Origin of the sequence: Streptomyces sp. NBC_01431, from assembly GCF_036231355.1 — a bacterium.
Classification (GTDB): domain Bacteria; phylum Actinomycetota; class Actinomycetes; order Streptomycetales; family Streptomycetaceae; genus Streptomyces.
The window spans coordinates 8,118,356-8,131,343 of record NZ_CP109496.1 but is presented as its reverse complement, the minus strand read 5'-3'; the positions used below and the strand labels follow the sequence as shown (position 1 = coordinate 8,131,343).

Annotated in this window: 6 protein-coding genes and 5 pseudogenes; 7 read left to right on the top strand and 4 right to left on the bottom strand. The window is 68.7% G+C overall.

What is annotated here, in order from left to right:
* Positions 1 to 647 precede the first annotated feature (647 nt).
* Together OG522_RS41420 and OG522_RS37105 are read left to right on the top strand one after the other, a co-directional pair.
* Positions 648 to 890: pseudogene (locus tag OG522_RS41420) on the top strand (DUF6431 domain-containing protein); the annotation flags it as partial.
* Between the two features lie 359 nt (positions 891 to 1,249).
* Positions 1,250 to 1,651: pseudogene (locus tag OG522_RS37105) on the top strand (transposase); the annotation flags it as partial.
* Here the strand turns inward: OG522_RS37105 and OG522_RS37100 are convergent.
* Positions 1,627 to 2,829: an IS110 family transposase gene (locus OG522_RS37100; RefSeq protein ID WP_329467390.1), complete on the bottom strand. Its 1,203-nt coding sequence runs from the start codon at positions 2,827 to 2,829 to the stop codon at positions 1,627 to 1,629. The pseudogene OG522_RS37105 and the gene OG522_RS37100 overlap by 25 nt on opposite strands.
* A 200-nt stretch (positions 2,830 to 3,029) precedes the next feature.
* Here OG522_RS37100 and OG522_RS37095 point away from each other — a divergent pair, with 200 nt between their 5' ends.
* The 3 genes and pseudogenes from OG522_RS37095 to OG522_RS37085 all read left to right on the top strand — a co-directional run bounded on the left by OG522_RS37095 (position 3,030) and on the right by OG522_RS37085 (position 4,544).
* A complete protein-coding gene (locus tag OG522_RS37095; RefSeq protein ID WP_329467879.1) occupies positions 3,030 to 3,515 on the top strand; it encodes an IS5 family transposase in 486 nt (161 codons plus the stop codon).
* Between the two features lie 303 nt (positions 3,516 to 3,818).
* Positions 3,819 to 4,085 (top strand): annotated as a pseudogene (locus OG522_RS37090) (muconolactone Delta-isomerase family protein); the annotation flags it as partial.
* An 87-nt stretch (positions 4,086 to 4,172) separates the two neighbouring features.
* On the top strand, positions 4,173 to 4,544 hold the full coding sequence (locus OG522_RS37085) for a nuclear transport factor 2 family protein (RefSeq protein ID WP_329467878.1): 372 nt from the start codon (positions 4,173 to 4,175) through the stop codon (positions 4,542 to 4,544).
* 184 nt (positions 4,545 to 4,728) lie between these two features.
* Here the strand turns inward: OG522_RS37085 and OG522_RS37080 are convergent.
* Positions 4,729 to 5,473, bottom strand: a pseudogene (locus OG522_RS37080) (helix-turn-helix domain-containing protein); the annotation flags it as partial.
* Positions 5,474 to 5,714: 241 nt separating this feature from the next.
* Between OG522_RS37080 and OG522_RS37075 the strand changes: the two are divergent.
* Positions 5,715 to 7,757 carry a CASTOR/POLLUX-related putative ion channel gene (locus OG522_RS37075; protein ID WP_329467388.1) on the top strand — a complete coding sequence of 681 codons (2,043 nt, stop codon included), beginning with the start codon at positions 5,715 to 5,717 and terminating at the stop codon, positions 7,755 to 7,757.
* A gap of 972 nt (positions 7,758 to 8,729) precedes the next feature.
* Positions 8,730 to 9,572, top strand: a complete 843-nt coding sequence (locus OG522_RS37070) for a tetratricopeptide repeat protein (RefSeq protein ID WP_329467387.1) — start codon at positions 8,730 to 8,732, stop codon at positions 9,570 to 9,572.
* 385 nt (positions 9,573 to 9,957) lie between these two features.
* Here OG522_RS37070 and OG522_RS37065 read toward each other — a convergent pair whose 3' ends face one another.
* Together OG522_RS37065 and OG522_RS37055 are read right to left on the bottom strand one after the other, a co-directional pair.
* Positions 9,958 to 11,316 (bottom strand): FAD-dependent oxidoreductase, encoded by a 1,359-nt coding sequence (locus tag OG522_RS37065; RefSeq protein ID WP_329467877.1) that lies wholly within the window; start codon positions 11,314 to 11,316, stop codon positions 9,958 to 9,960.
* An 803-nt stretch (positions 11,317 to 12,119) separates the two neighbouring features.
* Positions 12,120 to 12,903 (bottom strand): annotated as a pseudogene (locus OG522_RS37055) (SDR family oxidoreductase); the annotation flags it as partial.
* Positions 12,904 to 12,988: the final 85 nt, after the last annotated feature.

Genomic DNA, 12,988 nt, shown 5'->3' with positions numbered 1-12,988 from the left:
CCACCCGCACCGCCCCGTCCGCCCTCTTGGCGGCCCTGGACGCCCTTGGGGCCTCCTCCGCCCCCACCTCCGACCCGGACACTGATCGTCGCCCCGGGCGCGAGGTCCGTCACGGTGCAATGGGCGGTGCCCCCGGCACCACCGCCTCCTCCACCGCCACCGGTGCGGCCGGCATGCCAGCCGCCACCACCGCCGCCGCCCCCACCTCCGATCAGGAAGGCTTCGAACGAGGTCACGTTGGCTGGCAATTTGAGGGTGTAGAGGCCCGGTTGGGTGTAGATCTGACTGGCGGCCTGCGCCGGCGTGATGCTGAGCCCGCCGGTCAGCAGGGCCGCCGAGATGACCACCCCTACGGCTCTCCACCGTTGCGACTTCGCCATGGCGTCCCCTCCGTGTACGTCCGCTGGGCCCTCAGGGTCGCTCCAATTTCACGATCAACTGCCGAGTTTCACGCCGCTTCACCCGAACGGGAACCTACGCGACGAAGCGGCATCGACCAGCACGCCTACTCGGTTGTTGGACGACTCTCTGCATGAGCACGTGGGTAGGGGTTCGCGACAGTCGCGGTGGACATGAGTGCTGATCCTGGTGGGCAGTCTGATCTTGCTTCGTGCACGACGACACGGTGTGCACGATGGAGGTAGCGAGTGCTCATCGTCGACGCCGACGCCGTCCGGGTGGAACGCCGGCTGCGGGCTGGTGAGTTGGCGTGCCCGTCGTGCGGGGCGTCTCTCGCGCCGTGGGGGCACGGCCAGCCGCGGCAAGTCCGTGGTGATCTCGGGGCACGGTTGTTCGTACGTCCTCGTCGTTCGCGTTGTACCGGCTGCGAGGTCACGCACGTGCTGCTGCCGGAGATGGTGTGGCCGCGGCGGACGGATGCGGCCGAGGTGATCGGGGCTGGGCTGGAGATAGCGGCCCTGGGCATGGGGCATCGCCAGGTCGCCGCCCGCTTGGGGCTGGCGGAGGACACCGTCCGCGGCTGGATCCGCCGCAGGTCGGAGGCCGTTCGCCGATACTTCACGGTCACGCTCGTCGCGCTCGCGGACGATCCCGTGATGCCCGAGCCCGCCGGGACGCCCCTGGCGGACGCGGTTTCGGTCGTTGTCGCGGCTCATCGGGCGGCGGCCGTGAAGTGGCCGGAGATGAACACGGTGTCGCGGTGGGCGTTCGCCGGCCGGGCGATAGACGGCCGGGTGCTGACCTGCACTCCTTCAGTTAAGACGTCATCTCATTTGGCTGCTTCGGTAGCCTGTCGGTTGTGGTGGGGATTGTTGAGCGGCTGGTGCCGGACGAGTTGTGGGCGCTGTTCCAGCGGGTGGTGCCGGAGGCTCCGGTGCGTCCTCAAGGTGGCGGGCGACGTCGGCATGGCGACCGGGAGGTGCTGGCCGCGATCGTGTTCGTCGCGACGCCCGGCTGTACCTGACAGCAGTTGCCGTCGGCGTCTTTCGGGCCGTCGGGAGCGACGGCCCATCGGCGGTTCGCCGAGTGGAGCCAGGCCAGGGTCTGGGCGAAGCTGCACCGCCTGGTCCTCGACGAACTCGGCTCCCGTGGGGAGTTGGACTGGTCGAGGTGCGCGATCGACTCGGTGAACATGCGGGCGCTGAAAAGGTGCCTCTATGGTTTTCGTCAAGCCGATGCTGGTGTGGGTGGTTGGTAGAAGGTGCCGTCGCGGAGCATGGCGAACAGGACGTCGACGCGGCGTCGGGCGAGCGCGATCAGAGCGGCAACGTGGTGTTTCCCCTCGCGGCGTTTGCGGTCGTAGTAGGCGCGTGACTCGGGCTGGGAGAGCGAGGCGAACGCAGCCAGGTAGAACGCCCTCTTGAGCTGTTTGTTGCCTCGCCGGGAGGGATGTTCGCCGCGGATGGAGGAGCCGGAGTTGCGGGTCACCGGCGCGAGGCCGGCGTACGCAGCGAGATGGCCTGCGGTGGCGAAGCCACTGCCGTCACCGACGTCGATGAGGATGCGGGCAGCGGTCCTGATCCCGATGCCGGGCATCGAGATCAGGACATGGGAAAGAGGGTGGGCCTCCAGGAGTTCTTTGATCCGGGTCGCGAGGAGTTTTCGCTGGTCAAGGACGGACTGGAGTGAGTCGGCGAGGCTGGGGACGATCAGCGCAGCTGCTTCAGTGCCCGGAACGACGACGGTCTGTTCGTCGAGTGCGGTGAAGATGTCCTCGATCAGTCGCTCGGCCATTCGCGGCGCCTTGGGACGTATCAGGGTCACGAGGCGACGGCGTCCGGCTTTGCGGATCTGGGCCGGGGAGCCGAACTGGCCCAGCAGTTTGAGCACGGCCGGATGCTGGATCCGCGGTCCCAAGACTCGTTCCAGGGACGGGTGGATCTGCGTGAGGAGACCACGGAGCCGGTTGGCGATCCGGGTGGACTCGCCCGCGAGATCGTCGTCGAACCCGGCGATCATCGCGAGCTCGGCAACGGCCTCATCCGCGAGATCGATGGTCCTGAGGGTGTGAGGCATCGCTCTGGCCGCGTCGGCGATGATGAACGCGTCACGGGCGTCCGTTTTCGCCTCACCAGGGTAAAGGTCGGCGATCCTCCGCATCGTGAGTCCGGGCAGGTAGCCGACCTGACAACCCACGTTCCGGGCGACCGCCAGCGGCAGGGCCCCGATGGAAGCAGGCTGGTCGACGACCACCAGTACCGTTCCGTGCTTGGCCTGAAGCTTGTCGAACAGCTCCCGCAGCTTTGGTTCGCTGTTCGGCAGCGGCTTGTCGAAAACCTTCTTCCCCGCCTGGTTCACGGCAGCGGCATGGTGATCGCCCTTGCCGACGTCCAGGCCCAGATAGATGTCGATGCCCGTCTCGTCCGACATGCCTTCGCTCCCGCGCTCGTATTCCTCCCGGCCTCACCTGCGGCATCAGCGTGCCGGCATCCACGTTACGAAGAGACTGCCCAAGGGGCGCTCGTGCCTCTAATCAGCGGTCTGCCAATGCCTCCGACACCGGCGACACCACCTTTTCGATCATCATCGACTGGGGGACCGAGTCATACCGGGGCCGGAGGCCGGGAGCCCTGATTCAGGGCCACGAAGACGGTAACGGGGACCTGACGGGTCCGAATCCTGTGGACCGGGGCAAGTACGGCTCGAAGATCCACTTGATCACGGAGCGGACCGGTCTGCCCCTGTCCGTCGGAATCTCGGGGGCGAACCTGCACGACAGCCAGGCGCTCGAACCCCTCGTGCGGGGTATCCCACCCATCCGCTCCCGCCGCGGACCTCGGCGGCGCCGTCCCGCAAAGCTGCATGCCGACAAGGGCTACGACTACGACCATCTGCGCCAATGGTTACGCGGCCGCGGCATCACCCACCGCATCGCCCGCAGAGGAATCGAGTCCTCCACCCGCCTGGGGCGGCACCACTGGACCATCGAGCGGACCATGTCGTGGCTGGCCGGCTGCCGCCGACTTCACCGTCGCTACGAGCGCAAGGCCGACCACTTCCTCGCTTTCGCCAGCATCGCCTGCACCCTCATCTGCTACCGAAGGCTAGCCAAATGAGATGACGTCTTAGCCTGAATCCACCGACGAAGGTCGGTCTACGCGGCCTTCTTACAGGTCAGCGGGCGGATCGGAGCACTCTTCACTTTCATCTCCCGGGTGAAGACCAAGCAGCGCCCGAATAGCCTGTTGACCTGGGGCGACGCGGACTGCCCTCCATGATTGTCGGTGGATTCAGGCTTAGAAGTCATCTCATTTGAGTGAACCGACTTGTGCCTCCCGGGCTTCGCGGCGGTCATCGCCGATCGTTGCGTGAACCGGCCGGCGTCTGCTTCGGGCGCGATGTGATGAGGAGTGGCAGCCATGGAGTTCCTCGTCGACATGGTGACTCGCGTTCCGGAGGGCACGTCCGAGGAGGCGGTCGCGGAGATCCGGGTCCGGGAGGCGACTCGGGCGGGCGAGTTGGTCGGGCAGGGACACCTGCTGCGGTTGTGGCGGCCGCCCTTGGCGCCCGGCGAGTGGCGCACGTGGGGGCTGTTTCGGGCGGAGGACGCGGAGCAGTTGGAGCAGCTGCTCGCCTCGATGCCGCTGCGAGTGTGGCGGCACGACACGGTGACTCCGCTGTCCCCGCACCCGAGCGACCCGGGTCTTCAGGTCCTGTCCGGCCGAGTGACACCACCAACAAGCGGGCGCCCTCAGCGATCAGAAGGAGCCTCGTTGAACAGCACGGCACACAGCGAAGCGGTCCTGCGCGACGTGCTCGACCGCTGGAAAGCGGCCGTGGACGCACACGAACCCCAGCGGGCCGCCTCCCTCTTCACCGAGGACGCGATCTTCCAGGGACTGCACCCCTACGCCGTCGGACGGCAGGGCGTCGCCGAGTACTACGATTCCCAGCCCCTCGGGATGACGGCCGCCTACCGGATCCTCGAAACGAGGCGGATCGCCGACGACGCCGTGCTCGGCTACCTGTCCGTCGACTTCTCGTTCACTGACCGGCCCACTCTCAGCGTCCTTCTCGGCACACTGCTGAAGCGCGCGACCGACGGCTGGTATATCAGCCACTACCAGGTCTCCCGCCTCGACTGAGCCGCCGCAGTCACGGCCGAGGCCCAAGCCGCAGAAGGCGCCTGATGGGCCACCAGGTCGCGCGGCCGCCCGCCTGCCTGACCGGGCGCTTCGTCCCCTCCCCGGCTCGGTGACTCACGCTCCGCGTCAGGTCGGGGTGGTTTCGTGGGCGAGGCGGCGGGGCATGAGGCCGATCACGGCGACGTGCGATGAAGTCGCGTTCGCCCATGCTGCGGCGCGTGCCGCGGCCCGCGGGGTGGTCCGCAGACGGTGACACAGTCGGGTCCGGGAGCCGGGCCGCATCGCGATCAGTGCGGCCACCGACAGCCGCCCCGAGCGGCGTCCGCCGACCGTGACGACAGGGGTGTGGCCGCGTCGGCCCCAGGTGCGTCCTTTGGGCGGCCGCCGGGTGAAGCCTGCCCCGTCCTCGAAGCAGATCCAGCCCCCGCAGGCCGCCCGGGCCCTTTTACCTCCGCCCAGGTCGCCTCCTTCCAGACCTCGAAGGCGTCCTCGTCGCGCTCGGCCACGCGCCGTGCGGGCACCTGCGGGCTGAAGCCGAGCCGGCGCATCAGCCTGGTCGCGCCCGAGACGCTGTAGGAGACATGGAACTTCCGCCCGACCAGCGTCGCCACCCGCGCCGCCGTCCAGACCTGGTCCTCCACCCAGCCGTGCGCGGCCGACCCCTGTTCGAGATACCCGGCGAGCTGGACCAGACAGCGTGCAGACAGCCGGCACCGGCTTCCACTCGGCCCCCGGGAGACAAGTGCCCCGGCTCCCCCTTCACGCCACAACTGCTGCCACCGATAGGCCGACTTCACACTCACCCGCAGCTGCCGGGCGACCTCGGGCGCCTTGACCTGCTGAGCAAACAGCTCTGCCGCCTGCATACGTACCGACTCCCGGCGCTGCCGAGCCACTGGCGTCAGCCCACCCCCATCCGCATATCTCACACACCACGGTCTACCGCCAACGCCCCAACACCGTCAGCAAGTTCAACCAGCATCACCCTGACGCGCCGAGGTCAGTAAGTAACTGATCGTGTCGTCGTGCAAGCCGCTCCATTCATCCCTCCGAGTGAGGGCGACTGATTTCGCCGCTCCCTCCGGCCGGTCCTCTCTACCGTGAACGGCACGGTGGTCGTCGACCGACTGCCCGCGTCGTCATGCTGGGGGGGGGTGCGTGGTGCGGTACATGGCATCCCTCTGGCGGCGCATGCAATACCGGTTCGACAATCTGGTGTCACGCAGCACTTCCGCTCTCATCGGCTGGCTCACGCTCACATGTCTGGGCGCCGTCATTCCGATGAGCGTGCTGCTGGTGCGGACAGACCGTCGGCCACCCGCGACCTTCACCGGGCAGTTGGTGGCAGTGTGGGTCAGCGTCGGACAGACGTTGAAGCTGGGGGGAGCAGTCGGTTCCCCCATGTACGTGCTGACATCCGTGCTACTCGCGCTGGTGGCGCTGTTGTTCGTGTCGACGTTGGTCAGTCTGATCACCACCGGGCTCAACCAGCGGATTTTGGAGTTGCGTCTGGGGCATTCCACGGTGCTGGAGGTGCGGCACACCGTCGTGCTCGGCTGGTCCGACCAGATCTTCCCCGTCATCGCGGAACTGGTGTCGGCCAACTCCAATCAGCCGAGAGCCGCCGTCGCGATCCTGGCTCCGAAGGACAAGGTCGAGATGGAGGGTGAGATCAGCGCGCGGATCACCACGACCGGCACCACGACCATCGTCTGCCGCAACGGCTGCACAACCGATCCGGCGGTTCTCGCAAGGGTCAGTCCGCAGACCGCCAAAGCTGTCCTCGTACTGCCGCCTGGTACGGACGACGGTGACGCCCACGTCGTGAAGACGCTCCTGGCTCTCAATGCGCCGACGCCGGGAGGCGCAGGGAGCGACGCACGTACAGATACCAGTACGCGTGTCGGTACGGGCAGCAGCAGTACAGGTACCGGCAGGAAATGGCGCCTCGGCGCCGGTACGAGTAGCGACAGCGAGGCCAACAGCAACACCTGCGTCGACCCCGCTGGCGTAATCGTGGTCGCCGCCGTCCGTGACACTCGTAACCGTCTCACCGCCACCTTGGCCGCCGGACCGCGCGGACGCGTCCTGGCCGTCGACGACATCGTCGCCCGTCTTCTCGTGCAGACGGCGCGCCAACCCGGCCTTTCGCTCGTCTACCAGGAGTTGTTGGATTTCGCGGGCGATGAGTTCTACGCCGTTCCCGCCCCCGCATTGAGCGGGCGCACCTTCGGGGACGCCCTTCTCGCGTTTACCACGTCCTCGGCGGTCGGCCTGCTGCGTGCCGACGACACGGTCGTACTCAATCCGGACGCAGAAACGACGATCACGGTGGACGACCGGATCATCGTCATCTCGCGTGATGACGACACGGCTGAACTGGAGGACGCCACGTCATTCATCGACCAGGACGCCATCGCCACGGCCACCGCCCGGGCCACCACCCCCGAGCGGCTGCTCCTGCTCGGCTGGAACCGCCGGGCTCCCCTCATCGTCGGAGAAATCGCCTCCTACGCGAGCACGGGGACCACGCTGGACATCGTGGCTCCGGGGGATGATGCGACCATGCGCAGCGCCTACGACTCAGCGGCCGAACAGGGGCCCCTAGAGGTGACCTTGCACTGCGCGGACACCACGAACCCGTCCGTCCTCGGAGCGCTGGACGTGCCGTCCTTCGACAGCGTGATCGTCATCGCCGACTCCGGAGACGCGCCGGTCGGCGTCCTCAACTCCGCCCAGGCGAGCCCGGATGTGGACGACAGAGCACTGGTTACTCTGCTGCATCTGCGGGCGATCGAGGAGGCCACAGGCCGGGAGATCTCTCTCACGACGGAGATGTCCGACGACCGCAACCGGCTCCTCGCACCGGCGCGGGAGGGTGCCGACTTCATCGTGAGCGGTCGTCTCATCAGCCTCCTCATGTGCCAGATCTCGGAGAGTCCCTACCTGGCCGCCCTTTTCGAGGAGCTGTTCACGGCTGACGGGAACGAGCTGTACCTGAGACCCGCCACGGACTACGTCCGACCGGGAGAAGAGGTCGCATTCGCCACCGTCGTCGCCTCGGCGCGACGCCGCCAGGAGTGCGCCGTCGGATACCGGCTACGCGCCCAGTCCGCGCACGGTCCCGCATACGGGGTCCGCCTCAACCCCGACAAGCGACAGCCCGTACGACTGACGGCGGAGGACTGGGTGATTGTGATCGCGGCAGCTTGAACCTGCTTCAACCTTGGGGCATTGCAGACGCAACACGGTTCCGAGCCGGGGCCGCGAAGTCAAGCCATGCCCCCTGCCGGGGGGCGCGAACCTTGCCCGTGTTGCAGCCCATCGTGCTCCGCTTCGGCGAGGCGGACCTGCCGTGGCCCAAGCAGCAGTGGCATTGCCTCGCCATGCGCCCGACAAATCAGCAATCGCCTCTCAGCCGCACTCCACCAACCTCGTCGACACCGGCCCATGGATTTTCGGCAAGCAGGTCATGCTGCTAGTCGGCACCGTCGTCCGCGTCGACGTGAAGGAGGAGAAGGTCAGCGCCATGCGTCCGTCACTGCCTCATCAGAGGCCGCACCAGGGCCGACTGCCTGCCGGCCCTGGCCACTCCCAGCACACCTGTCCGCGCACGACACGCCTTCCGCTGCCGAACGGCTGTGGCACCTCCCAATCGTCGTTCATGAGCAGGCTTTTACCACGCCGGTCCTCCTCACACGCCCCGGCCAACGATGGCCGCGAGGCACCGGTCTGCGGATCGGACCCGTCGGAGGCTCGCCATGGCTCCCGGTGTGCGGGGGTGAGGTGCATGACGAGGGCTGGGACGCTCGGGTCGGTGCGGTGATCGGTGACCTGACTTCCCCGAGGGCCGCCACCAACTCGCCACACTCGAAGCCCAGTTGAAGGAAACCCACGTAGGCCACGCCACGACAGTGAGAGCAGCTCCGCACACCGCCCACCTGCGGGCCGTGGTCCCGGACGAGCCGCGGAGCCGGGGTGTGCACCTCGCGGGCGAGCGCAGGTTCCAGCCGCTGGCGCCCTGGTCGTCGTAGCGGACCAGGGCGGGCGTGTACGTCTCGGGGGCGGGACGGCCGGCCTCCTCCCAGCCGGTGAACCAGGTAGCAGGGACGTCACGGACGGGGATGCGGGCGCAACCGCACCCCTGCGATCAGCGATGAGCTGCTCGCCGTAGTCTCCCGGTCTGTGAAGTCCATTCGAACCCTCCTGACCCGCAGAAAGCCCGTACCGGCCATCGTCGGGATCCCCCAGGCCTCGGCACTGGTGTTGCGGGCCATCAGCGAACTCCTGCGTGCGGGCCGTGCCGAGGAGGCCGAAGAACAGGCGCGCACCTTCCAGCAGGCAGCAGGTCGCGCACCTGGGCGGGATGACCTGACGAACACGACTGCCTCGATGCTCGCCGCGCGTGCCGTCCTCGCACAGGGCCGCGCCGCGGAGGCCGTGTCCGAGCTTGACGGTTTGTTGGCCGCGTTGACTGACCCGCCCAGCATGCCTCATCACGCGGTGTCGCTCGCAGTCCGGGTGAACCGTGCGGCGGCGCTGTGCCACCTTGAGCGGACTGGCGAGGCCGAGACCGAATGCCGGGACGTCCTCAAATCCATGGCCCGCATGACACGGCCCTCGGCAAAGGTGGAACTGGCCGCGCTGCACTGCCTGGTGCTCGCTCTCAACGGCCAGGGCCGCTACGAAGAGGCGGAGGCTGTGGCCCGCGGTGCCCTGCCCCGTGCCGAGAGGGAGGCCGCCATGGCCCTGGGGTGTGGCTTGGTCCGCAGCCTCAACGGCCAGGGTCGCCATGAAGAAGCACTCACCGAGGCCCGCAAGACCGCCCCCGCATACGGCCGGGGCGGCGCCAGCGCGATCGGGCTCGGCGTCGCCACCGCTCTGCACGGCCTGGGCCACCGCGCAGAGGCCGAAGCAGAGGCCCGCCAGGTACTGGCGGACTGCGAAAAGTATCTGCCTCCCGGACACCGCCGAACCCAGCAGACCCACCAACTGCTCGCCCGTATAACAACCGACAGTCCCGGCTAGCCACGCCAACAGCTTCCCTGCGGCAGTCGTGCAACGGCCCCGACCGGCTCATCGCCTGCACCGAGGACGGTACGGGTGAGCCCGTCATGATCCTCATGCTCCCCCACGAAGTGTGAACGCGGGCATCTGCCCACGTCTGCCCGCCGGGTTCGAGGAGGAGTTCATGCGCCGCTACGACCAGCGGCCGGTCGGGCAGTGGCTGGCCAACTGCCACGGCAGGAAGAGCAGAGAAGCGGATGAGACAGGCCCGGGTGGCGGGCGAGGGGGGATTGGCCGCCACCGGTGTTCCTCGCGCGCGACGGAACTGTCCCCGGACACCGGGTTTCCGGGACGGACGGGCTGCCGCTCGGGCTGGCGGGACAATTGCCGTCAGCTGCGGGCCCGCTCAGCGCCCTGGTTCCTCCGGTGCCGCGGGCGGCTCGGTGGGCGTAGGCGCGGCCGGGCGGAGGAGGACGGCCCGGAGCACGGGCGGGGCGAAGAGGGCGGTGACGGGTGTGCAGAGGGTCAGTACGGAACGGAAGGCGGGCCCCACTACGGGGTCGCCGGGGTAGCGCTCCAGGACGCGCTGCAGGTACCAGTCGGCGATGCGGTCCGCGGGCCCGGCGGCTACGGCAGTGCCGACCGCGCCTGGCATCTTGCGGTCCGCTCCGGCGGAGATGTCCCACGCCTGCCGGGACGCCGCGAGGAGTGCCCGCTGCACGCGCCGCGTCGTGGGGATCCGGCGCGGATCGGCCAGTGCGTCGCGCAGGGCGACCGCGCTCATCGCGGCGACGGCCATGCCCTGTCCGTAGATCGGGTTGAACGAGCACAGTGCGTCGCCGGTGGCAAGGAATCCGGCCGGGTGGCGGCTGGGCAGGTCGTAGCGGCGGCGGATGTTCGCGGTCCGCCGGTAGCCGAACGCCGAGGAGAGCGGTTCGGCCTCGTCCAGCCACTGGTGCAGGAGCGGATGCGGCAGCCTCTTCTTGATGTAGGTCACGAACTCGTCGTCGTTTGTGGGCGGTTCGTCATCGCGTAGCCCCGAGACGATGACCAGATGGGTGCCGTCCTCCAGCGGCAGCGCACCACCGCCGTGGACCTGGGCTCGGCTGGGGTAGACGTAGTAGCCGCAGGTGTCGCCGTCGAGGACACCGCTCCTGCCGCGGTAGACGCGGGAGGCATACGCGAGACCCGTGTCGATGGTCTCCTCGTGCGGGGCCTCGGCTCCGATCGCCGTGAGCCACTGCGGGGCCTTCGTACCGCCGCCGGAGGCGTCGACGACCAGGTCGGCCTCAAGGGCACGCTGCTCCCCTCGGGCGTCGCCGGAGCGGTCCCGCAGCAGCACGCCCCGCACGCGCGAGTCGTCACCGAGGAGCCCGACGGCATCGGTCCCCTCCACCGCGCTGATCACCGGGTTGGCGAGGACGCGCCGCCGCACCAACTCCTCGAGTTGCGCGCGGGAACCGGTGTAGATGTGCGTCGTCGCGGGCAGCCGCCGAAACCAGCGCCCGTCCTGCCTCTGCACCATGTCCGACGGCAGACCCACGCGCGGTGCCCCCGCCGCCCGCAACTCCGCCAGGAAACCCGGCAGCAGCGACTCCAGGGCCACCTGCCCGCCCTCCAGCAGGACATGCGGATGCCGGCCCTGCGATACGCCGGGCCGCGGCCTTGTACCGTCCGGGAACCGGTCGCGCTCGACGATGGTCACCCGGTCGGCATACCCCGCGAGGACGTGCGCCGCGAGCAGCCCCGCGAGGCTCCCGCCCACGACGACCGCATGCCGTGCGCCCCTCCTGCCGCCCACACCCCAACGACCCTTCTTCCCCACAGAATTCACCGATGCGCTCCCCTGGTCGCCGCGTCGTCAGAAGACACCAGTATCCCGTGCCCGTCACGGCGTCGCAGCTGCATGGAACTCGACCGCCGCAGAGCCGAGTTGTGTTCCAGGTCCTGACCGAACGCGAGGAGAAGAACAGCGTGGCGATCGCGTCAACCGAGTCGTTCTCGAAAGCGCACATGGCCCGGCGAACCTGTGCCAGGTGCTGCCGGAACTTCATGGGTTGGTGCTGGGCCTGGACACTCGCCTGGCACCGAAAGACGCTGCCGAACCCGTGCTTGAGGCTATGGCTGCCTTTGCCTCCGCCGACCCGTAGCGCTACGCCCGGAGCCGGCGTCGGCACCCTGGAGCAGGACGCGGTATCGGTGGCCGCATGGACCCGCGGCGATCGAACGGCCCTCCAAGTACGCGGCCACGCGGAAGTCCAGGTAGGAGAAGAAGCTGCCGGGACCTCCCGGCGGTGGCTGCGACCGATGGGGAGTCCGCATACGAGCCGGCCATCGTGGGGGCCGCCATGCCCGGCCGGTCATTCCCAAGATCACGAGCAAGCCTGTCGCCCCGTACGCCGTCGAGCACGCACCGGTCCGACGTACGGTGCCTGGCCGTCTTTCTTGGTCAGTCCCTGCTGGGTGCGGGGGCGACGCCGCAGAGGCCCTCAGCATGTGTGGGCGGCGTTGACGAGGCACGAGGGCACGCGGGCGGCTCGAGTTCGTCCTGATGAGACCGGCCGAGCTTCCTGTTATCTGCGGCAAGGGGAGGGACCGTGCCAGTTCGGCGGGGGTGGGGTCGCCAATGATGTCCAGCGTGTCGTCGGCGAGCTCCGCCGGAACGAACCGGGTCATCGCCGCCTTGGCTTCCTCACGGGTGAGTTCGTGGAACCGCACCGGCGTGCCCAGGGCGGAGGCGATGGTCTCCGCCTGCTGCCGAGGCGTGATTTCCTCGGGGCCGGTGAGCTCGAAGACGCCGCCGGTGTGCCGGTCATCCAGCAGGCAGGCCGCAGCCACCTCGGCGATGTCCGCCGGGTCGACGACCGGAACCCCGACATCACCGAAAGGCGCGGCGACCGTCTGGCGTGTGCGGACGGACTCGGCCCAGGCAAAGGCGTTGGACGCGAAACCGCCCGGTCGCACCACGGCCCAGTCAATGCCCGACCCCCGCAACGCGTCCTCCACCGCGCGCATCGCGACCCGCGACGGGCCGGTCGGCCTGGTCGACACTCCCTGCGAGGACAACAGGACGATCCGGCGGACCCCGCTGGCCGCAGCCAGGTCGATGATGTCGGTCGGCCTCGCATCGGGAGCGTGCAGCTCGCCGGAGAGCAGGAGGAACAACGCCTTCGCGCCGTCCAATACGGGGGGCGAGGCCCGCGGGATCGGCCAGGTCGGCCGCCACATGCAGGACCCCGTCCGGCATCTCCACCGCGCGCCGCGACACCGCCGTCACCTGCTCCCCCGCGTCGGCCGGGGCCTGCGTCAAAGGCCGGCCCGCATTCCCGGTAGCCCCGGTCACCATAATCATGTTCAGCTCCAAAGTCGTTGTGTGCTGCGGTCGTTGACGCTGGGAGCCGGACTTACTGTTCGTAAGAACATACCCAGAGGTAAGC